At 68.5% G+C, this 22,564-nt stretch carries 12 protein-coding genes; 3 read left to right on the forward strand and 9 right to left on the reverse strand.

Annotated elements, in window-relative coordinates:
* Positions 1–377: 377 nt before the first annotated feature.
* Positions 378–4,355 (reverse strand): serine/threonine-protein kinase, encoded by a 3,978-nt coding sequence (locus G5C50_RS29295; protein WP_165074872.1) that lies wholly within the window; start codon positions 4,353–4,355, stop codon positions 378–380.
* A gap of 364 nt (positions 4,356–4,719) precedes the next feature.
* Positions 4,720–6,033 carry an L-lactate MFS transporter gene (locus G5C50_RS29300; RefSeq protein WP_206107910.1) on the reverse strand — a complete coding sequence of 438 codons (1,314 nt, stop codon included), beginning with the start codon at positions 6,031–6,033 and terminating at the stop codon, positions 4,720–4,722.
* Between the two features lie 223 nt (positions 6,034–6,256).
* Here G5C50_RS29300 and G5C50_RS29305 point away from each other — a divergent pair, with 223 nt between their 5' ends.
* The 3 genes from G5C50_RS29305 (at position 6,257) to G5C50_RS29315 (ending at position 11,903) form a co-directional block, all read left to right on the forward strand.
* Positions 6,257–7,762, forward strand: coding sequence for a rhamnulokinase (locus G5C50_RS29305; RefSeq protein WP_165074874.1), 1,506 nt, complete (start codon positions 6,257–6,259; stop codon positions 7,760–7,762).
* Positions 7,763–8,676: 914 nt separating this feature from the next.
* Positions 8,677–10,221, forward strand: a complete 1,545-nt coding sequence (locus G5C50_RS29310; protein ID WP_165074876.1) for a hypothetical protein — start codon at positions 8,677–8,679, stop codon at positions 10,219–10,221.
* Between the two features lie 326 nt (positions 10,222–10,547).
* Complete coding sequence (locus G5C50_RS29315; RefSeq protein ID WP_165074878.1) at positions 10,548–11,903, forward strand: hypothetical protein; 1,356 nt, start codon at positions 10,548–10,550, stop codon at positions 11,901–11,903.
* Positions 11,904–12,136: 233 nt separating this feature from the next.
* Here G5C50_RS29315 and G5C50_RS29320 read toward each other — a convergent pair whose 3' ends face one another.
* The 7 genes from G5C50_RS29320 to carB all read right to left on the reverse strand — a co-directional run bounded on the left by G5C50_RS29320 (position 12,137) and on the right by carB (position 22,303).
* Positions 12,137–13,177, reverse strand: a complete 1,041-nt coding sequence (locus tag G5C50_RS29320; RefSeq protein ID WP_165074880.1) for an aldo/keto reductase — start codon at positions 13,175–13,177, stop codon at positions 12,137–12,139.
* A 48-nt stretch (positions 13,178–13,225) separates the two neighbouring features.
* Positions 13,226–14,302 carry an SDR family oxidoreductase gene (locus G5C50_RS29325; RefSeq protein WP_165074882.1) on the reverse strand — a complete coding sequence of 359 codons (1,077 nt, stop codon included), beginning with the start codon at positions 14,300–14,302 and terminating at the stop codon, positions 13,226–13,228.
* A gap of 35 nt (positions 14,303–14,337) precedes the next feature.
* Positions 14,338–15,027, reverse strand: a complete 690-nt coding sequence (locus G5C50_RS29330; protein ID WP_165074884.1) for a GntR family transcriptional regulator — start codon at positions 15,025–15,027, stop codon at positions 14,338–14,340.
* Positions 15,028–15,140: 113 nt separating this feature from the next.
* Positions 15,141–16,982 (reverse strand): glycerophosphodiester phosphodiesterase family protein, encoded by a 1,842-nt coding sequence (locus G5C50_RS29335; RefSeq protein WP_165074887.1) that lies wholly within the window; start codon positions 16,980–16,982, stop codon positions 15,141–15,143.
* Positions 16,983–17,176: 194 nt separating this feature from the next.
* Entirely contained in the window at positions 17,177–17,569 is a 393-nt protein-coding gene (locus G5C50_RS29340) for a hypothetical protein (RefSeq protein ID WP_165074889.1), read from the reverse strand.
* Positions 17,570–18,596: 1,027 nt separating this feature from the next.
* A complete protein-coding gene (locus tag G5C50_RS29345) occupies positions 18,597–18,959 on the reverse strand; it encodes an endonuclease domain-containing protein (protein WP_165074891.1) in 363 nt (120 codons plus the stop codon).
* A 104-nt stretch (positions 18,960–19,063) separates the two neighbouring features.
* Positions 19,064–22,303 (reverse strand): carbamoyl-phosphate synthase large subunit, encoded by a 3,240-nt coding sequence (gene carB / locus G5C50_RS29350; protein ID WP_165074893.1) that lies wholly within the window; start codon positions 22,301–22,303, stop codon positions 19,064–19,066.
* Positions 22,304–22,564: the final 261 nt, after the last annotated feature.

Genomic DNA, 22,564 nt, shown 5'->3' on the forward strand with positions numbered 1-22,564 from the left:
AACAAATCCCCCACCCCGCACGCGCCCGCGTAAAGAAAACCTCGTGCCGAACAGTATTGGCCCGAAGGGCCGGGTGAGGGTCGTCGGGCTCGTACGCATAGCAAGGGGTCGAGGACGTCTTCCCCCCTGGAGGGGGAAGACAGACCGCGCAGCGGTTAGTTGAGGGGGACGACCGGCGGCGGATTTCCAGATACGCTTCGGGTCCAGAAGTTCCTGGATCTCCGCCCCTCATCCGCCCCTTCGGGGCACCTTCCCCCTCAAGGGGGGAAGGCCGTTATGGTCCCGGATTTCGTCCGTCGTGCCCTCTAAAATCCACCAACTCTCACACGCCGCTGCGCGGGCTGCCTTCCTGGGAAAGAAAGGCGTATTGACGGACATCACTGCCGGACGGCGACCGGTTCGGCGAGTCGTCCCAGGATGAACTTGAGTTCGGCTCGGTTGAGGACGTCCTGGAAGTCGGGGTCTTTGCGGACCTCGGCGTCGAGGGTCGGGTCGGCGTCGATCGCCTCGCGGAGGAGGAGGACGGCGTTGGAGAGGGCCTCGCGCTCGGTCTCGTCGCGGGAGGCGGCGGCGAGCCGGTCGTCCTTGCGGGCGGCGGCGGCGAGCTTCACCAGCACGCGGGCGCCCGCGATGCAGCCGGGGGCGAGGGGATCGGATCGGCGGGGGATCTCCATCGCCAGCTTCCGGGCCGCCTCGTAGCCGCCGAGCTGCACCTCGAGGCTGGCCAGCTCGTTGAGCGAGTCGACCAGCAGCAAGCGGTAGGTGGGATTCTTGCCGCCGGCCAGCTCCGAGGCCTGCCTTCCCTGGGCGAGAGCCAGCACGCGGTCGGGCTTCGCGTCTTCGGGCTTGCTCCGGGTCTTCGCGCGGGTGCCGGCCATCGAGCCCAGGAAGAAATGGCGCAGGGCGTCCGTCGGAGTCGCCTCGGTCAGCTTGTGCATCGCCTCGACGGCCTGGTCGAGCAGGTCGCGGGCCTCCTTCGAGGCCGGGTCGCGATCCAGCAGCGTCTCGGCCAGCGTGGCGCGGGCGACCGACAGCGACTGCACGTCCGCCGGCGCGGGAGGGTCGCGACGGGCCAGGCTCTGGGAAATGTCGATGGCCTGGCGGATCGGCGCCTCGCCGTCCTTCTTGGCCTGCTGGAGTGCGTTGCCGACGTTGCTCAGGGCGATGGACGCCTGGCGGAGGACCGTGATCGAGGGCTCGCCCTGCTTGGGGATCAGCGGCAGCAGGCGGTCGACGGCGGCCTGAAAGTCCTTGGCGGCGTCGTCGGGCTTGGACGTGTAGAGCTTGCGGTTCCCCAGCGAGATCAAGCAGCGGGCGAGATCCAGCGTGTACGGGACGTTGTCCGGATGCTTCGCCGTCACCCCTTCCAGCAGCGCGAGGGCCTCGCGAAGGGCCGGTCCGCCGCCAGTCTTGCCGGAGCCGTCGAGCGCCTCCGCCAGACGTTGCAGGTAGGTCGCCTGCAGGTGCGCGTATCGGGGGACGTCGGGGAGGTCCTTGACGAGCACGGCGTTGAGGTCGCGGGCCTTCTCCAGCTCGACCACGGCGTCGGCGGCGCGGTTGCGCTTCATGTTCAGGTAGCCGAGGTTGCCGTGGCACTTGGCCAGGTGGAAGCGGACGAGGGTGTCGTCGGGGGTCTTGGCGAGCGCGGCTTCGTCGATCTCAACGGCCTTCTTGAGGATCGGCTCGGCCTCGCGGATCCGGTCGAGGTCGACGAGGACGCCGCCGTAGTTGGTGGAGGCGGCGGCGAGGTGGACGGTGTACTCGGGGCGGTCGGGGAAGTCCTCGGTCAGTCGCGAGGCTTCGCGCCAGGCGCGTCCCCAGAAGGTCGCGGCTTCTTCCAGGCCGCCGCGGTCGTAGGCGAAGGCCCCCAGCTCGTTGGCGGCGTTGAAGAGGCCCTCGCGATAGCGGGGGATCGTCGGGTACTGGGCGACGAGCTTGTCGAGCAGATCGTAGCCGCGGCGTGAGGCGGCCTCGGCGGTGGCCTTGTCGCCGGTCTCGCGAAACTGGCGGGCAAGGAAGTCCTCGGCCTGGGCGAGCTCGCCGAGGACCTCGGGCGAGTCGGGGGCGGCTTCGCGGGCTTTCTCCAGCAGGTCGCGGGCTTCGGCGTAGGCGGGGCCGGCGGCGGCGAGGTCCCCCTTGCGACGGAGGGCCTGGCCCTTCCAGCGGAGGGTCCGGGCGAGGGTCCGGCGATCGTCGACGGAGGCGAAGTCGGCGGTGGCGGCGGCGCGCATCAGTTGCTCGGCCTCGGCGAACCGCGGGACGGCCTCGTCGAGGCGGTCGTCGCGGAAGAGGGCCTCGGCGTATCGCGTGGCGGTCGAGGCCAGGGTGCGGCGGACCTCGGGATCCTCGCGACGCGAAACGGCCAGCGGCTGGAGCAAGGCCAGGGCGCGGGCGTAGGTCTTCTCGGCGTCCTCGCGACGGCCGAACTTGGCGTAGACGTTCCCCATCCGGCGGAGCATCTCGCCGTGTTCCAACTGAACGGCCGGGTCGTTCGAGGTCAGGCCGGTCTGGCCTTCGTAGTAGGCGATCGTCTTCTCCAGGAAGTCCTTCTGGATCGGGTCGAGTCGGTCTTCCAGCCAGCCTTCGCCGAGGCGGCCGTACATGTCGTTGACCGTCGTCCGGGCGATCCGCTCCTGGTCCTCGGCTACTCCCCGCCAGTGGTTGACGACGAGCGCCCCCACGCCCGAGGCCGCCGCCGTCGCGGCCAGCAGCCCCGCCGCGGCCGCGACCGTCGACCGGTGCTTGCGCGCCCATCGCGAGGCGCGACGGGTCCAGGGCTCGGAGTAGGCGGTCACCGGCTCGTCGGCCAGATGCCGCTGCACGTCCTTCGCCAGGTCGGCGGCGGTCTGGTAGCGATCCTCCCGGTTCTTGGCCAGCGCCTTCAGGCAGACCGCCTGGAGGTCCATCGGCGCGTCGGCCACGATCGAACGCGGCGGCGCGGGAGCGTCCTGCACCACCTTGCGGAGGATCTCGGGGGTCTTCCTGCCCAGGAACGGCGGCTGGCCGGTCAGCATCTCGTACAGGATGGCGCCCAGGCCGTAGACGTCGGTCCGGAAGTCGACCTGTTCGTGGAGGCCCCTGGCCTGCTCCGGCGCCATGTAGGCCGGCGTCCCCAGAAGCTGCCCCTGCATGGTCCCGTCCGGCCCCGCGCCCGACTCCTTCCCCTTCGCCCGAGACGGCGACGAGCTTCCCAGCCCCGATCCCGACCCCGATCCGGATCCGGAAGCCGAACTCCCGGACCCCTTCGACGGATCGACGCCCGGGGGGATGGTGGCCTCGGCCTCGGGCGGGATGGTCGGCGGGCCGGCGAGGGTGTCGGCGAGGTCGGCGCGGGCCGGCGCTTCGGGGTCGAGGGCCTGGGTGGCCTGGTCGCCGGCGCCGAAGGTGGAGGCCTCGGAGTCGGCGGCGGGGGTGATCGTGATCGGGAGCGCGTCGGGATCGGCGAGCGTGTCCTCGCCGATCTGCTTGGCGAGGCCCCAGTCGAGGACGATGACCTCGCCGTAGTCGCCCAGGACGATGTTCTGGCCCTTGAGGTCGCGGTGGATGATCCCCCGCGAGTGCGCGTAGGCGACGGCGTTGCAGACGGACACGAACGCCGAGAGGAGCTTGACCCGCTCGACGTCGTCGACGCGCCCGGCGGCTCGGTCCTTGTGGAAGGCGCGGACGGCCTCGTTGAGGGTGCGGCCCTTGACGAACCGCATCGTGTAGTACGGGGCCTCGCCGCCGGCCATCTCGTAGACGGGGACGACGCCGGGGTGCTCCAGCCGGGCGGTGACCTTGGCCTCGTAGAGGAACCGGGACCAGACGATGGCGTCGCCGGCGGATTCCGGCCGCAGCTCCTTCAGGGCGATGTCGCGGTTGAGGGCGGCGTCGTGGGCCCTCCAGACCTGGCCCATCCCCCCCTTGGCGTGCAGGTGGGTGAGCGTGTAGCGAGGGTCTCGGCCTTCGCCTTCGTGGGTTTCGGGGTGGGAGGAGATCAGGACCCGGGCGATCGGCGCGTCGACGCCGATGGTCCCGTCCTCGGTCCCCTTTTCCGTCGCCGCGAGCGTTCCCGGGGCGGCCCGCCGCAGCACTTCGCGAGAGCGTTCGTCGAGCGTCGCGGCCAGCGCCGCGCGGGCGTCGCCGCCGTGACGGGCGACCAGATCCTCGACGTCTCGCTGCAGCTCCGACTTCTGCTCGTCGGTGAGCGTTCCCCCCTGGGCCAGGGTGTCGGCCTCGCCCTGCAAGCGGGGCGGCTTCCCGCCGGCGGGGGCGCCGGGGTCGGTGTCGGCGCAGGTTTCAGAGAACTGATCCGCGTCGATCGCCCCGGTCTGGAACGCCAACAAGCTGAACAGGAGGTCGCGGTCGGCGTCCATCGTCACCTCGCGCCACAGCGGACCACGGGGGCGTCACGCCGGGGATGGGCACGCACCAACCCCCGGAGACCTCGCACCATCGAAGCATGAACGCGTCATTGTAATGACGGCCGCCTTCGGTCGAGAAGCGCCTTTCTGGGGGGAGTGTTTCTTTTCCAAAGGGGGCAGAAACGGTCTTCCCCCCTCGCGGGGGAAGACAGACCGCGAAGCGGTCAGATGAGGGGGACGACCGGCGTCGGCTCCGCGGTCGATGATCGGACGATCAATCCCACGCCGGTCGCCCCCTCATCCGGCCCTTCGGGCCACCTTCCCCCGCGAGGGGGGAAGGCCGTCATGGTCCGAACTCGGTTGATGCAAAGGCTCCTCACACCTCGCCTGCCGTCGTCGGCCGCTCGGGTCTCCTCAGGAAGAGGCTGAGGATCGCCGCGGCGAGCAGCAGGAGGCCGGAGAGGGTGAAGGCGGCGTCGAGGCCGCCGGTGGCGTCCTTGAGGATTCCGGCGAGCTGCGGGACGAAGAAGGCGATCCCCCAGCCCAGGAAGACGAAGCCGTAGTTGGTGCCGAGGTTCTTGGGGCCGAAGAAGTCGGCGGTGAAGGCCGGCATCAGGGCGAGGGCCCCGCCGTACTGCCAGTAGGCCACGCCCACGGCCAGGAAGAGCATCGGCACGCTGCCGGAGGCGATGATCCGGGGCATCAGGAACAGGCAGGTCGCTGAGACCACCGCGTTGATCAGGTAGGCGTTCGACCGGCCGATCACGTCCGAGTAGAACCCCGTTCCCACCCGTCCCGAGGCGTTCACCAGCCCGCCGTATGAGGCCAGCAGCCAGGCGTTGGCCGCGAAGAAGGCCAGCCCGCCGGCCGTCGCGTTCAGCAAGGGGGCGGCGTTGGCGATCACCAGCAGGCCCGACTGCGCCGCACCGATGAACATGAAGACCAACGCGTAGAACTGCCAGGTCTGGAGCATCTCGCTCACGGACCAGTCGGCGGTGTTGGTCGCGGCCTTGGCCCTCACGGGCCCTTTCGGCGGCGGCGGGACGTAGCCGGCCGGCGGGAAGACCAGGAAGCTCGAGGCCACCACGACGACCGCCGCGAACAGCAGGCCGAGCCCGTAGAAGCTCCCGGAGATCCCGTGGTGGGCGATCATCGACTTGGCCAGCGGAGCGATGTAGATGGCCGCCGCTCCGTACCCGGCCACCACGATTCCGGCCACCAGCCCCCGGCGATGCGGGCCGAACCACTTCACGGCCGCGGGGGTCGCCGCCGCGTAGCCGAAGCCCATCCCGATCCCCCCCAGCACGCCGAACCCCAGCAGGAGCCCGACGTACGACTTCATCGCCCCCGCCAGCAGGCACCCGGCCGCCAGGCAGAGCCCGCCGAGCGTCGCCCCGGTGCGAGGCCCCCAGCGGTCCTGAATGCGCCCGCCGGGGATCATCATCAGGGCGAAGATCATCCCGCAGACCGCGTACGCCGAGGTCGCCTGGGCGTCCGTCAGGTACGTCCAGCCCTCGTTGGGGGCGGCCATCGCCGAGCCCGGCGGGTGGGCCTTGTCCCCTACGAGTTTCCCCTTCCAGATGCTCCAGGCGTAGAGAATCCCCAGGCAGAGATTCACCGCCGTTCCGGCGAACGTCACCCCCCAGGCCTTCGCCGGGACCTGCGTCGCGTCTTCGGTTTCCAGTTCCACGAGCGTAACTCCCCGCCTGGATCCTTCATATGAAAGAGTCGCAGCATGACCGTCGCGAGAGGCCGAGGCAAGGGGGCGGATCAACGAGTCGGCGTCGTCGGTCGCTTGAGGGGCTGAGACGCAGGCCTTATCATCGTCTCTCTGCGAGGCGGCGGAACCTTCGGCCTGGGGTCGTGCGACTGGGCGTCCGGGCTTCCGTCCAGGATCTTGAAGAGGCGACGCGATGGCGAAGACGACGGACTATCTGGCGCTCGACCTGGGCGCTGAGAGTGGGCGGGGGATGCTCGGCCGGTTCGACGGCGATCGGCTGGGGTTGGAGGAGATCCATCGGTTCCCCAACGGCCCCGTCCGGATGCTCGACACCCTCTACTGGGACCTCCCCCGCCTCTTCGACGAGATGAAGGACGCGATCCGCAAGACGGTTGCGTCCAAGGCCTCGCTCGACGCCGTCGGCGTGGACACCTGGGGCGTCGACTTCGGCCTGATCGGCCGCAACGACACCCTGCTGGGCAACCCCGTCCACTACCGCGACCCCCGCACCAACGGCATGATGGACGCCGCCTTCGCGAAGATCGCCAAGGAGCGGATCTACGAGATCACCGGTCTCCAGTTCCTGCCGTTCAATACCGTCTATCAACTGCTGGCCCTCAAGGAATCCGGCTCGCCCTTGCTGGACGTGGCCGAGACCATGCTGATGGTCCCGGACGTCCTCGGCTGGCTGCTGACGGGCGTCCGCAGGGCCGAGCGCACCGACTCCTCCACGACCCAGCTTCTGGACCCCCGCACCGGCCGGTGGTCGGACGAGATCTGCAACGCGCTGGGGCTGCCGGCGTCGATCCTCCCCGAGCTGATCGAGCCCGGCAGCGAGCTGGGCCCGCTCCGCGCCTCGGTGGCCGAGGAAGTCGGCCTGGCGAAGCCCGTGACGGTGATCGCCCCGCCGACCCACGACACCGCCAGCGCCGTGGTCGCCGTGCCGACCGCCAGCAAGACCGTCGGCACGGACCTCCCGCCCGACTGGTGCTACCTCAGCTCCGGCACCTGGTCGCTGCTGGGCGTCGAGGTCCCCCAGCCCGTCATCAATGAGGAAACCTACCGCTACAACTTCACCAACGAGGGGGGCGTCCTGGGGACGACCCGCCTGCTGAAGAACATCATGGGGCTCTGGCTGGTGCAGGAATCGCGCCGGACCTGGGCCCGGGCCGGCAACGAGCTGAGCTATCCGCAGCTCATGTCGATGGCCTCGGCCTCGCCGGCGTTCGGCGCGCTGATCGACCCGGACGACCCGTCGTTCCTCTCGCACGGCGACATGCCCGCGCGGATCGTCGCCTACTGCCAGAAGACCGGCCAGCCCGCGCCGGAGTCCGAAGGGGCCGTGATCCGCACCTGCCTGGAAAGCCTGGCGTTGAAGTACCGCTGGACGATCGAGCGGCTGGAGTCGATCTGCAAGACGAAGATCAAGACGATCCACATCGTCGGCGGCGGCTCCAACAACACGCTGCTCTGCCAGTTCGCCGCCGACGCCTGCGGCCGACCCGTCCACGCCGGCCCCGTGGAGGCCACCGCCATCGGCAACATCCTGATGCAGGCCCTGGGTCGAGGCCGCATCGGCTCGCTGGCCGAACTCCGCTCCATCGTCGCCCGCTCGTTCCCCGTCACCGTCTACGAGCCCCGCTCCTCCGCCGCCTGGGACGACGCCCACGGTCGGTTCCAGGAGTTGGTGAAGTCCTGAGCGCCGTCGGTTGAACGGCCGCATCTCGCCGGGTGAGGGTCATCCGATTTCGCAGGGGATCTCGGGTCGCGATCCGGACCATAACGGCCTTCCCCCCTCGCGGGGGAAGGTGGCCCTCCGGGCCAATACTGTTCGGCACGACTTGCATATAAGCCATCGGAGGCGATTGCCTCCCTTCTCCCCTGGTGGGAGAAGGTGCCCCGTAGGGGCGGATGAGGGGGGTCATAACCGTCGGCGGACGTTGGGATCCCCCTCATCCGGCCTTCGGCCACCTTCTCCCACCAGGGGAGAAGGGAGGTTTCCATCGCTTCTTCTGAAGCTCAATTCCCGTGCCGAACAGTATTGGCCCGAAGGGCCGGATGAGGGGGGATCAGCGTCGCTTTGAAAGTCGTGCTTTGGACCTGGATCCGAAGCCGGTCGTCCCCCTCATCTGACCGCTTCGCGGTCTGTCTTCCCGCGAGAGGGGGAAGACCGTTTGACTGCCCCTCCGCGACGCTCGATCCGAAATCCGCCAACCCTCACCGGCCGCTGCGCGGCTGCCCGCTCCCGGGGGGAGAGGGGACTTGTGTCAACTCCGCCAATCGGCTTCCTTCGCAACGGTCGATGATCGAAGCCGTCTGTCGCAACATCGCAAGCAGTATCGATTTAAACATCGAAACATCGGTCCGGAGAATTGGCTTCGATCGGCGAGAAAACGCGCATCGGACGATGCGCCTTTGCCCGCTGTCAGGCCTGTCCCGATCCCACCGGATTGTCAAAGAGCCTTCCCCGGGCGACTGTCTCTATCCTGATAGTACGACCAAATCGTCAATGTTTTCCCGAAAGCGCAGGCGGTTGCGGGATCGGCCCGAATTCGGTAGGATCGCCGCCGGAATGGACACCCAGGTTATGACATCATGGATGGGGACTCGATCATGGATGCGAGTCGAAGTCGGCAATGGCGTCGCGTTTTGGCGATGCTGCTCTTCCTGATCCCGGCCGCGGCGTCTTTGGGCGTGCTCGGGCTTCGCGTCGCGACGGTCGTCGGCCCGCTGGGCTTTCTCGACACCACGACCAGCGGCGAATCGGTTCAGCTTCTCAACGTGATGAAGCTTCAGCGCGGGCTGCCGCTGTACGATCATCCCGTCGAGCCGCCGTTCTATCCGCTGGCGATGCACAACATCGGCTTCTACAAGGCTTACGCCTGGGCGGTTTCGACCCTGGGGTCAGACGCCGAGGACCTGGCGCGCGGGGCTCGCCTGTTCACGCTGGCTCTGGCCGCGATGGGCCTGGGGGCGGCGCTCGCCTACGGCCTGATCGACCTCCGTCGCCGCGATCCCCGGCTCGACTCACCCTGGGTCGCCCCGACGATGGTCCTGGCGGCGCTGGCGACGTGGTTCGGGGGGCTGCCCGGTTGGTGGGTCGTCTCGATCCGCCCGGACATCGGCGGGGCGGCGTTCGCCGCGGTCGGCCTGACGCTGGCCCTGGCGATCGGCCCCCGTCGCGAGATCCTCGCCGGGCTGGCGGCGGGCGCGACGCTGGCCGTCGCATGGACGTTCAAACAGTCGTGCATCCTGACCTGGGGGGGGCTGATGCTGTCGGCCCTGGTCATGCGGCGTTGGCGGTTCGCGGCGGCGGTCGCGGCGCCACTGGTCGCGACGGTCGCCGGCGTGAACCTCCTGCTGGGGCCGGATTACCGCTACAACACGATGTTTGCGGTCTCGCTGGCGGGGTTCGACTTCCACAACATCACGAACCTCTCGATCCACCTGGCGATCAAGGGGATCCTGCCGCTGACCATTGCGGCCCTGGCCCTGGCGGGCCTCCGGGGCGCGTCCTGGCTGCGGGCCGACGAGAAGGCCGCCCTGGCCTGCTGCGCCGGGACGACCCTGATGGGGGGCCTGGCCGCCTGCTATCGCAACGGCTCGGCCATGAACTACTTCTTCGAGTTCAACGCCGTGGCCGGTCTGCTGGCCGTCGTGCTGGGGCGTCGGCTGGTGGAGGTCGTCGCCGAGCGCGGCCACGTCTGGGCGCTGGCGGCGGTCGCCGCGGCCGGGCTGGGGGCGACCGCGCAGGACGTCGTCCGGGTCGTCGCGCCGTCGAGGTTCGACCTGGTCCACGACCGCTTCGACGTCGGTCGCCGGGCGGAACTGGACCGGGCCCGGGGCTTGCTTCAGAAGGCCGACGGCCCGGTCTACTGCCAGCCGGCCCTCTCCGGGCTGACGCTCGGCCTGCCGTTCCCCGTTTACAACTTCGACGACGAGCCGTTCTTCCATCGCCCAGCCGCCCAGCGGGGCCTTTTGAAGGGCGACGGCGTTGCAGGCCAGGTGCTCTCCCGCTACTTCCGCGTGATCGTCGCAGAACCCGAAAACGACTACCTGCTCTCGCTCGCCCGCCAGGCCGGCTACGTCGAACGCGAAGATTGGAAATATTTCCACGTGTTGACCTCGCCCGACGTTTCCACGGCTCTCGCTCGCTGAGCGGACTGTCCGGCGTCTTCCCCCCTGGAGGGGGAAGACAGATCGCGAAGCGATCAGATGAGGGGGAAGACCGCCAAGGAGTTCTCGGTTGCCGGTTCCCCGTTTTCAGCCGGGGGAACGTAGTCGCAAGCCTCGGTTGAGAGGGTGGCCCGGGCGGCCCGCCCGGGCGTCGCAAGCCTGGGATTGAAGACGTCCGGGCGGGCCGCCCGGACCACCGGCCGCCAGGCACTTAGCCAGTCTGCAACCCATGAGCAAACTGTTCAGGCACTCCTCCCGAAACAGATTCTGAACCGACCCCGAAGCACGACACCCCGAAGGAGCCACGGATGAGCTCGACGACCTCGGCCGACATGGACGGACTCGCGGCGAGGCGACTGGACCTCGCGGCGCCCGCAGCTCTTGACGACGCCGACGCCCGCGCCGCGCGGCGGTTCGACGTCGCGGCGATCCTGGCGCTGGCCCTGGTGGTGATCGCCGGCCGGGCGCCGTACTTCGACACGTTCGACTTCATGGGGAAGGACGGGCCGCTCTACGTCAACGCCCTGAAGCTGGACGCCAGCTTCAACGTGCCGATGCCCGGCAACATCGGCTACGTCCTGCTGGGCAAGCTGGCGAACGCCTTCTGGGCCGAGCCGGTGACGGCCTTTCTGGCGGTGAACGTCGGCCTGACGATCGTGGGGGCGGCGTTCGCCTATCTGTTCGGGACGCTGGTGGTTTCCCGACCGCTGGCCGCAGCCGCCGCGCTGGCGATGACGTGCAATCCGATGGTCTGGTGGCACGGCGGGGCGATCGCCAGCTACCCCGTCTGGCTGGCCGTGCTGCCGGCGATCGGCTGGTTCGGCCTCCGCTATCAGCGTGAGGGCCGCACGGGCGACCTGATCGGCGTGAGCCTCGCGCTCGGGATCGGGACGATCCTCCGCCCCGACCTGCTGGCCTTCGGCGGGCCGCTCTGGGCGGGCTCGCTGCTGCTGGGCCGGGCGTCAATCCGGCAGTGGCTGATCGGCGGCGCGATCGTGGCGGCCTGCTGCTGCTGCTGGTTCTTCGGCACCGCCTGGATCCTGGGGGGCGTCGACGTCTACCTGGGCCGCGTCGAGGCCAAGCACGAGGGGGACAAGGCGGGCTTCTCCCTGTTCGGCCGCGGCCTGTTCGAGGGCCTTTTGCGCAACATGGTGAAGTACGGCCTGTTCCTGGCCTGGGGCTCGATCCTGGCGATCCCGCCGTTCGTGGTCGGCCTGGCGAAAGTGCTGCGGCCTTCCAACTGGCGTGAACTTCTGCTGGCGACGCTCTGGGTCGGGCCGTCGTGGGCGTTCTCGTTCCTGATCTTCGCCGGCAACGCGGGGCTGATCTTTCCGTTCCTCCCCCTGCTCTACCTGGGCGCGGCGATCGGCTTCCGGACCCTCGCCGGCGAGCGCCGGGCGTTCGCGGCGATGACGATCCTGGCGCTGCTGGGCGCCCTGCAGTACACCCAGACGCGACTCCTCCCGCAGCACAACCAGCGCGACGTGATCCTGAACGTCACCTTCCTGCGCTACAGCGGCGCCGGCATCACCCAGCGCTACAACTTCAACCTCGACGACTTCGACGTCTCCCCCGCCCTGGCCGACGTCCGCCGCCAGATGAAGAACCCCGGGCCCATCCCCGGCACTCCCGAACTGCTGCCGGGTCAGGTGCTGCCGAGGTGAATCGGATCTCGGAAATGCCAGCGCTGCTGCAATTTTCCTGATCCGGGACCATGACGGTCTTCCCCCCTCGCGGGGGAAGACAGATCGCGAAGCGATCAGATGAGGGGGCGACCGGCGTCGGATTCGCGTCCGACGGTTCGGTTTTGGCACCGAGCCGATCCCCCCTCATCCGGCCGCTTCGCGGCCACCTTCCCCCGCGAGGGGGGAAGGCCGTTTTCATCCTGCGTCTCGTCTCAGACCGACACCGGGAACGGGTTCCGCTCGGTGAAGGCGGCCTTCTGGTGCCAGTACGGGTACGGCAACGGCTGGGCGCTGGCGGCGTCGAGCTTGGCGACCTGCTCGGCGGTGAGGTTCCAGCCGACGGCGCCGAGGTTCTGCTTGAGCTGCTCCTCGTTGCGGGCGCCGATGACGACGGTGGCGACGCTCGGGCGCTGGAGGAGCCAGTTGAGGGCGACCTGCGGGACGGACTTCCCGGTCTCGGCGGCGACCTCGTCGAGGGCGTCGACGACCTTGTAGAGGTACTCGTCCTCGACCTGCGGGCCGGCGTCGACGGCCGCCTTGGTGTTCAGTCGGCTGACGGCGGGCCTGGGTTGGCCGCGGCGGATCTTGCCCGTGAGACGCCCCCAGCCCAGCGGGCTCCAGACCACCGCGCCGACGCCTTCTTCCAGGCCGAGCGGCATCAGCTCATGCTCATAGTCGCGGCCGATCAGCGAGTAATACGCCTGGTGGGCGATGTACCGCGGCCAGCCGTACTTGTCGGACGTGGCGAGCGCCTTCATCAGGTGCCAGCCCGAGAAGTTGGAGCAGCCGACGTAGCGGATCTTTCCCTCGCGGACGAGCTGGTCGAGCGTGCTGAGGACCTCCTCGTGCGGGGTCTCGGCGTCGTAGGCGTGGAGCTGGAAGAGGTCGATGTAATCGGTCTTCAGCCGCTTGAGCGCCTTGTGGATCGTGTCGATCAGGTGGAACCGCGACGAGCCGACGTCGTTGGGGCCGGTCCCGCGGCGGAACGTCGCCTTGGTGGAGATCAAGACCTGGTCGCGCTTGCCCTCGATCGCCTGGCCGAGGATCTCCTCCGCCGCGCCCTTCGAGTAAACGTCGGCCGAGTCGAACATGTTGAGGCCGGCGTCGAGGCAGACGTCGATCAGCCGCCTGGCCTCGGCGACGTCGGTCTCGCCCCAGGCCTTGAACATCTCCGTGTTGCCGCCGAAGGTCCCCGTGCCGAAGGTCAGGGCCGGGACCCGGAAGCCGGACGCGCCGAGACGTCGATATTCCATGATGCGTTCATCCTCGGGTTTCTTGATGATCAGTCAACCAAAACGTCTTCAGGATCGGGGCCGCGCGAGCGGCGGGATCACCCGCGCCGCGCGGAGTTTGTCGAAGAACTCGCCGAACATATCCTCGGTGTCGATGCAGTCGTGGAAGCCGTGGCGGCGGGCCTTGATCGTGCTGGTGATGTTGTCGAACTCGGAGTGGAAGATGAAGTCGCCGAAGGCCCACGACGCGACCTGTTCATAGGGGATCGGCTCCAGGCCGTACTTCTTGACGGTGTCATCCCAGAGCGGGTTCTTGTCGGCCATGTATTCGGCCAGCTTGAAGGGGACCGGCGGGGCGACGTCCATGTCGAACATCCGGGCGATCCGCGGCCAGAGGTTTTCCCAGCGGAAATAATCGCCGTTGGTGATGTTGTAGATCTCGCCGCGGGCCTGCGGGGTCGTCCCGGCCCAATCGGCTGCGCTCGCCAGGATGTCGGCCGAGCTGACCTGGTAGAGGGCTCGATACGCCCCCAACGGGCCGGGGAACCGCAGCGGCAGCCCCAACTCCCTGGACAGTGTGGCGTAGACGGCGATCACCATCGCCAGGTTCATCGGGTTCCCCACGGCGAAGCCGCAGACGGCCTCCGGGCGGAGGGCCGTCCAGGACCACGCCTTCCCCTCGCTCCGACGCCGGAGGATGTCTTCCTGGTCGTAGTAGAAATTGGGCGGCATCAGCCGAGGGTCGTCCTCGCGGGCCGGCGTTTTGAACGGGCCGAGGTCGGCCCCGTACGCCTTACCCCCCTGATACAGCGTGACGTGGCGGAGGCCGGGAGCTGTCGGCTCCAGCACGTCCAGCAGGTTGTTCAGCAGGGCGGAGTTCACCGCGCTCTTCTCGGCGGCGGTCGGCTTCTCCACGTACGCGCCGAAGACCAGGTGGGTGGCGTCCGAGAGGCTGCCGAGCTTGTCGCGGACGTCCGCTGGATCGAGCAGGTCGACCGAGATCGGCCGGACGCCGGGCAGGTCCACCGGCCGTCGCGAGAGCCCGTAGACCGTCGTCCCCGCCTGCCTCGCGAAGTGCTCCGCCGCGGCCCGGCCGATCACCCCCTGCGCCCCGGCGACCACGACGCTGCGATCGCGTGTTGACATGATGAATCCCTCTACTCGAAATCCCCGGTCGGCCGTCACGCCTTCTTCGGGTTGGGCCTCGGCTTCTTCTCGACTGTCGGCTTCGCGGGCTCGACTTCGACGGGGGCCTCGATGAACGACCGCGCGTGCTCTTCCAGGAGCCGGCCGGCGGTCGCGCCGTCACCCTTTTCCAGAGCGTCGACGACCTGGTCGTGCCATGCGGCGATCGCCGGCCAGTCGAGGTTGCGGCGGGCGACCGTGATCCGCGTGCGGGTCTCGAAGGCCAGCGACTCCCAGACCTGCATGAGCGTCCCGTTGTTCGCCGCCCGGACGATCGCCCGGTGGAAGGCCAGGTCGTGGCGGGCGTAGCCCTCGCGGTCGTCTTTGCGAGCCGCGGCGACCATCTCGCGAACCGACTCCCGCAACTCCTTCAGATCGCAGCCCGTGACCCTGGGCGCGGCGGACTCGGCGGCCAGCCGTTCCAGGGCCCCGCGCACGGCGTAAGCCTCGGCCGTCTCGCGCTCGCCGACGTCGCGGACTCGCGTCCCCTTGTAGGGCGACGACTCCACGAGCCTCAGCGACTCCAACTCCCGGAGCGCCTCGCGCACCGGCGTCTGGCTCGATTCGAACTCCGCCGCGATCTTCAACTCCACCAACCGCTCCCCCGGCTGCAGCGTCCCGTCCAGGATCCGCCTCGCCAGCTCGCGCCGGATGTGGTCGCTCAGGCAGCTTCGTTCGTAGCCCATGGCCGTCTCTCCCTCCGACGACGAATCGTATATTATCGATAATCGATGTCAAGGGGCGCGGCGAGGCTACGGGTCGGTTCCGGTAGGTTGGGTGTGTGAGTTCGTTCCGGATGCTAACGCCGCGCCAGGGCGTGCCTCACGCGGAGGATGATCCGTTCGAGCGGGTCGAGCTGGGCGATCTCGTCGAGGCGGGCGCGGATGGCGAGGACGTCGTCGGTGATGATGTTGAGGACGCCGTCGTCGACGAGGGACGGGACGCGGTCGGCGCTGTTGACGGTCCAGGCGTGGACGGCCTTGCCTCGGCGTCGGGCGCGGTCGACGAACGTGCGAGTGGCCAGGCGGGCCTCCATCATCAGGAACTCCACGTCCAGCCGCGTGGGGTCGCCGATCACGGCGCCGGAGATGAAGCCGACGTCGATGTCGGGGGCGACCTTCCGCATCTTCGCCAGCGCGGGGACGGACTGGCCGCAGATGTGCACGCGCTTGACTTCCTGGGCCTTGCGGACGGCCTCGACGACCGGCTCCACCAGCGCGACGGCCTCGGCGTCGTTCTTGGCCTTCAGCTCGATGTTCAGGCGAATCGGCAGGTTGTGGGACGCCTCCAGGAACTCCTCCAACGTGGCGATCCGCTCGCCGGCGAACTTGGGATCGAAGGGGGTGCCGATGTCGACCGCTCGGAGCTGTTCGAGGGTCGAATCGGTGATCCTCAGCGGCGAGCCGGCGATGCGGATCAGGTCGTCGTCGTGGGCGATGACGAGGTGGCCGTCCCTGGTCTGCTGGACGTCGATCTCGGCCCACTCCGCGCCGGCCTGGGCGGCGACTCGCAGGGCGGCGACGGAGTTCTCCGGGCCGTGGAAGGCGCCCGCGCGGTGGGCGGTGATCTCGACGCGCTCGACGACGGGGATATCGTCCATGAGGGCGTCGGCCGTGAGGGCGGCGGGGACGAGCGCGGCGGCGGAGAGGGCGAACGCGGCCGTGGTCCACCATCGGGCCTTCGGTTCGGAGACGACCGTCTCGCGGATCGCCCCGCCGGCCCGGCGGTATTCCGCCATGCCGAGCGCCGCCAGGATCGCGGAGGCCGTCGCCGAGAATGCGGCGAGCGCCAGACCGTCGAACGCCAGCAGCCCGGTCGTCGCCGCCACCGCCGTCCTCGGCCCGTGGCCGACGTGGTCGAGGATGTAACCGTTGAGCACGCTCAGCCCGGCCGAGAGCGCGAACCAGCCGCCGATCGTCGCCGCGCCCCCGCCGAGCACGATCACGGCCAGCCGGCGCAGCCTTCCCGAGGTCCTCGCCGCGCTGGCCCGGAGCGCCGTCCAGGGGAGCCGGGCCTCCTCGAACATCACGGCCTGCACGGCGAACAGCCATCGCAGGTAGAGCCAGACGGCGAGCCCCGCATACACCAGCGCGATCGCGCCGACGACGATCACTCCCTCCCAGAATTCGCGGGGGCGATCGACCACGAGCCGGTTGAGGTCGTGCGGACCCCAGAGCCACCTGTAGGCCAGGGCCCCCGTCGCCGCGAAAGGGATCCCCAGGATCAGGTACAGCACGGCTTGAAGGAGGTCGACCTTGAGCACGGCCGGCAGTCGCTTGGCGGCGTCGAACGCGTGCCAGACGCCGGGGCCGTCGCCCGCGAGCACCCCCATCACGCCGGCCGTCCGCAGGTGGAACGTCGTGAGCTGCAAGGCCGTCAGGAGCGCCAGCCCCGCCAGCCCCACCGGCGACAGGAAGAACGCGACGATCTCGAAGTTGCCGACCGAGCACCGCCCCCACGACTGCAACGCCAGCCGCAACACCCCCGCCGCCGTCGGCGCCAGCACCGCCGCCTCGATCAGCGAGAACGCCACCGAATACGTCGTCAACGGCCCCAGCCGCCGCCAGATCCGCCGGAGGATGAGCGAGATCGGGCTCTCATGTGCGTCCATGTTCACGGCGGGCGTCGTCGCATCGCTCATGGGGTGCCCCGATCCGAGACCGTAACGGCCTTCCCCCCTCGCGGGGGAAGGTGGCCGCAAAGCGGCCGGATGAGGGGGGATCGGCGTCGGGTTTTCGAGATTCACCCTCGAATCCGAATCGACCGCAACGCTCTCCTGGCCTTCGCCAGGACCCATTCTCCCACGCGAACGCGAGCCGGAGAAGCCAGACGACTCTATCGGTTCGACGTCCAGTTCTTTCGGAAGTTCGGCCCGCCGTCGATGCTCGCCACGAAGTGGATCGAGTCGAGCCCTTTCGCCTGAGTCTCCCAGTACAGCCCGACATAACAGGCCACGGCCAATTGCCATGCGGCGTTCGGCTCGCCGCCGCTCATCGGCAGGGCGAACATGGGCCGGGTCCGATCGCCGAACCAGTCCTGGATTTCGGCCTGCAGCGGCTCCGGCGCTTGGGCGGCGTTCGCATCAAGCGATACGCCGAACGTCGCGAACCACTCAGGGAGCCGTTCCATCAGCTTCAGGGGACGGCGGCGATCCGCCTTGGGGACGATCAACAACCGGCGATCGTCGCCGAGGCTGCCCGCATGTTCGGCGGTCACCGCGACCGTCATCTCTGGGACAAACTCGGCCAGCCCCAGCCTGACCGCGAATGCGGGCGGACTGTCAGGAATGGCGCAGCTTACGGATTGATTGAGGTATTCACCGGCCTCGTTGCCCAGGACGGTCCCGTAAATTGGATTGCGACGGAAGGAGCGTCTGCGAGGGAGTACGCCTTCACCACCCAGTCGGTCAAATCGCTCATCTCTAGACATTTCCAGAGGGATCGCCAAGACCCCACCCCCGGCGAACCCGCTCCAGAAACGATGCGTCCCCGGAAAAGATTCGCTCCAGAGGGAGAGCCATGAGTCCATGTCGCGGAATTCCAACCCGTAAGGAGGGACCACGCAATAATACTCGGTGCCGTGAAGAAGCATCATCATAGATCCATGGCATTGAGTGCGGCAGTGGCTGACGGCGCGTCAGTCTGGGGCCATAACGGCCTTCCCCCCTCGCGGGGGAAGGTGGCCCGAAGGGCCGGATGAGGGGGACGCTACCAAAAGCTTCGGGACCATTTCATGAACGGCTTATGAGAGTCTTGATCCGTAGCTGCCTGGACGGAATCATGCCGATGATCGTCGTCGAATTTGCCTGGCCAACCTACAGCGAACCCAATACAGCGTGAAGACTCGAACAAGCCTTTGTCGGACAGGCACACGGCTTGATTGGCGTCGATACCGATCCATGACCTCCCTCTGCCGCTCCGTCCCGAAATCCCAATCGAAAGCCTGACGTTCTGGGTAGATGACGAAGTAAAGGCTGATCCAAACGCCGTACAGGAAGAGGCCGAGCATGACCACCGGCGTGAAAAGCCATTCCCACCAGGCGATCGGTGTTTCGTCACCCCAAGCACGGTGGAGAGGTAGACGCATAATCCCTCCTCTGGCAGCTGCCCCAATTGTAGCCGCCCCTCGCCTGCACGACCTTCAAGGTGGCTCATTCGGGTTCGTCGCAGGCTTTTGGTCGCGCCCCCCTCATCCGGCCCTTCGGGCCACCTTCCCCCGCGAGGGGGGAAGGCCGTTGTGGTCTCGGATTTGGGATTCATACCATTCGCTCTCGATACGCGAGGATCGCCTCGACGACCGCACCGACGTCCTTCACGACGTCGTCGTTCGCGAGCCGTAGGACGTGGAGGCCCTGGGATTCCAGCCATTTTTGCCGAGCGTCATCGTATTCAAATCGGCCGACGTGGCTCTCGCCGTCGAGTTCGATCGCGAGGCGACGGGCCGGCTCGTAGAAGTCGACGACGTACGGGTCGAACGGCACCTGACGGCGGAACTTCAGGCCGAGTCGGCGGAGGTCTCGAAGCTCGCGCCAGAGGGCTCGCTCGGGCTGGGTCATGTCGCGGCGCAATCGCCGGGCGCGGGTGAGGGGATCGTTGGAAGGATCGGGGCTGAGCGGCATCGGTCAGTCCTCGAGATAAGCCATAAGCTCCTGGTGTCGCCCCCCTCATCCGGCCCTTCGGGCCACCTTCCCCCGCGAGGGGGGAAGGCCGTTGTGGGCCCGAATCAGGCCTTCTTCTTCAGCAGGTCCTGCAACGCGTAGACGTCAAACGCTTCGCCTTGCAGGCGTTCCATGGCGGCGACGGCGGCCCTGGCGCCGGCGAGGGTGGTGATGCAGGGGACGCCGTGGCTGACGGCGCTGGCGCGGATGCGGCCTTCGTCGGTGCGGGCGCCCTTGCCGCTGGGGGTGTTGATGATCAGGGCGATGGCGCCGTTGGCCAGGTGGTCCAGCAGGTTCGGCCGGCCTTCCTGGATCTTGCGGACGACCTCCAACTCGATCCCCTCGGCCGTCAGCGCGGCGCCGGTGCCGCTGGTGGTCATCAGCTTGTAGCCCATCTCGGCGAGCTTCCGCGCGATGGGGACGATCCCCTTGCGGTCCCTCGCGGCGACGCTGACGAAGACGTTACCCTCGGTCGGCAGCCGGCTGCTGGCGCCAAGCTGCGCCTTGGCGAAGGCCGTGGGGAAGTCGACGGCGATTCCCATCACCTCGCCCGTGGAGCGCATCTCCGGGCCCAGCACGATGTCCACGCCCGGGAACTTGGCGAACGGGAAGACCGCCTCCTTCACCGAGACGTAGTTCGGCGTCGGCTCCTCGGTGATCCCCAGCTCGGCCAGCGTCTTGCCGGTCATCACGCGGGCCGCCGCCTGCGCCAGGTTCAGACCGGTCGCCTTGGAGACGAACGGCACCGTCCGCGAGGCCCGCGGGTTGACCTCCAGAACGTAGACCTCGCCGTCCTTCACGGCGAACTGGATGTTCATCAGCCCGCGCACGCCCAGGGCGTCGGCCAGGGCGTAGGTCTGGGCCTTCAGGCGGTCGACGATCTCGGCCGGCAGCGAATAAGGCGGGATGACGCAGGCGCTGTCGCCGGAGTGGATCCCGGCCTCCTCGATGTGCTGCATCACGCCGCCGACGATCGTCCGCTCGCCGTCGGAGACCGCGTCGACGTCCACCTCGACGGCGTCCTCCAGGAACTTGTCGATGAGGATCGGCCGGTCCGGGCTGGCCTCCACGGCCTCGGTCATGTAGCGGTCGAGGCTGGTCTCGTCGTAGACGATCTCCATCGCCCGCCCGCCCAGCACGAAGCTCGGCCGGACGACCACCGGGTAGCCGATCCGCTGGGCGATCCGCCGCGCCTCCTCGTTCTGCGTGGCCGATGCGTTGGGGGGCTGCTTCAGGCCCAGCCGCTCGATGACCTGGCGGAACCGCTCGCGGTCCTCGGCCACGTCGATGTTGTCCGGGCTGGTGCCGATGATCGGCACGCCGGCGGCCTCCAGCGCCTTGGCCAGGTTCAGCGGGGTCTGGCCGCCGAACTGGACGATCACCCCCGTCGGCTGCACGCGCTCGCAGATGTCAAGCACGTCCTCGACGGTCAGCGGCTCGAAGAAGAGGCGGTCGGACGTGTCGTAGTCGGTGCTGACGGTCTCCGGGTTGGAGTTGACCATCACCACCTCGTAGCCGTCGGCCTTGAGGGCGAACGCCGCCTGGCAGCAGCAGTAGTCGAACTCGATCCCCTGCCCGATCCGGTTCGGCCCGCCGCCCAGAATCATGACCCGGGGCCGGTCGCCGACGCGGGCCTCGTCCTCGCGCTCGTAGGTCGAGTAGTAGTAAGGCGTGACGGCCTCAAACTCCGCGGCGCAGGTGTCGACCAGCTTGAAGACCGAGTCGATCCCCCGGCGGCGACGGTCGCGGCGGACCTCGTTCTCGGTCGAGTGCCAGAGGTTGGCGAGCTGCCGGTCGGAGAAGCCGGCCTGCTTGGCCTCGAAGATCAGCTCGTCGGACGCCTCATCGAGCGACTCGACCTGTCGGAGCCGGCCCTCGATTTCGCAAAGCTCGGCGATGTTCGCCAGGAACCACGGGTCGACGTTCGTCAATTCGTGGACCCGTTCGACGCTCATCCCGGAGAGGAGCGCGTAGCGGAGGTACCAGAGGCGGTCGATGTTGGGGGTGGCCAGCTTGGCGATGATGTCGTCCTCGCTGGGCTGGGAGGGCGTCCCCCACAGGTCCTTCTTGTCGCAGCCGATGCCGAACCGGCCCACTTCCAAACCCCGGAGCGCCTTCTGGAGCGACTCCTTGAACGTCCGGCCGATCGCCATGACCTCGCCGACCGACTTCATCTGGGTCGTGAGGACGGCGTTGGCCTCGGGGAACTTCTCGAACGCCCAGCGCGGGACCTTGGTGACGACGTAGTCGATCGTCGGCTCGAAGCAGGCGGGGGTCTCGCGGGTGATGTCGTTGCGGATCTCGTCGAGCCGGTATCCCACGGCCAGCTTGGCGGCGATCTTGGCGATCGGGAAGCCCGTTGCCTTGCTCGCCAGGGCGCTGGAGCGGCTGACGCGGGGGTTCATCTCAATGACCACCATCCGGCCGTCGCGGGGGTTGATGGCGAACTGGACGTTCGACCCGCCGGTGTCCACGCCGATCTTGCGGAGGACGGCCAGCGAGGCGTCGCGCATCCGCTGGTATTCCTTGTCGGTGAGCGTCTGGGCCGGGGCGACGGTGATGCTGTCGCCGGTGTGGACGCCCATCGGGTCCAGGTTCTCAATGGAGCAGACGATCACGGCGTTGTCCGCCGAGTCGCGCATGACCTCCATCTCGAACTCCTTCCAGCCGATGAGGGATTCCTCGATCAGGCAGGAGTGCGTCGGGCTGATCTCCAGCGCGTAGTTGACCATGCGGTCGAACTCTTCGCGGTTGTAGGCGATGCCGCCGCCGGAGCCCCCCAGGGTGAAGCTGGGCCGCAGGACGCAAGGCAGGCCGACCATCTCGTCGCGGATCCGGCGGGCGTCGTCGAGGCTCTCGGCCAGGCCGGAACGGGCGCTCTCCAGGCCGATCTCGTCCATGGCCTTCTTGAAGAGGTCGCGGTCCTCGGCCTTGCGGATGGCCTCGGCGGAGGCGCCGATCAGGAAGCAGCCGTGGCGGGCGAGCACGCCAGATTCGGCCAGGGCCATGCCGACGTTCAGCCCGGTCTGACCGCCGAGGGTCGGCAGCACGGCGTCGGGCTTCTCAACGGCGATGATCCGCTCGACGACCTCGGGGAGGACCGGCTCGATATACGTCCGGTCGGCCATCTCGGGGTCGGTCATGATCGTGGCCGGGTTCGAGTTGACCAGAACGACCTCGTACCCCTCCTCGCGCAGGGCCTTGCACGCCTGCGTCCCCGAATAGTCGAACTCACAGGCCTGGCCGATGACGATCGGCCCCGCGCCGAGGATCAGGATCTTGTTGATGTCGGTTCGCTTGGGCACGGCTGGTCGCTCGCTCTCGCGTCGTTCGGGTCGGGGGGAATCAGATCGGGCCGGGCGGTCGGTCGAACCGTCCGGCGGCTTCGCGTCGCGTGGATCTTGTCGGAGGCTTGCTCGCTCGCTTCCACCGGAGGTTCGCTCGGGGTGCCATGGCCACGCTTGCGTGACCATGAACCGGCGTGGGTTGGCCTGGATCCGTCGCCGATCGCATGGCCACGCAAGCGTGGCCATGGCACCCGATCAGGATCGACCTTCCAGCCAGAG

Source organism: Paludisphaera rhizosphaerae (assembly GCF_011065895.1).
In the GTDB taxonomy this organism is placed as follows: domain Bacteria; phylum Planctomycetota; class Planctomycetia; order Isosphaerales; family Isosphaeraceae; genus Paludisphaera; species Paludisphaera rhizosphaerae.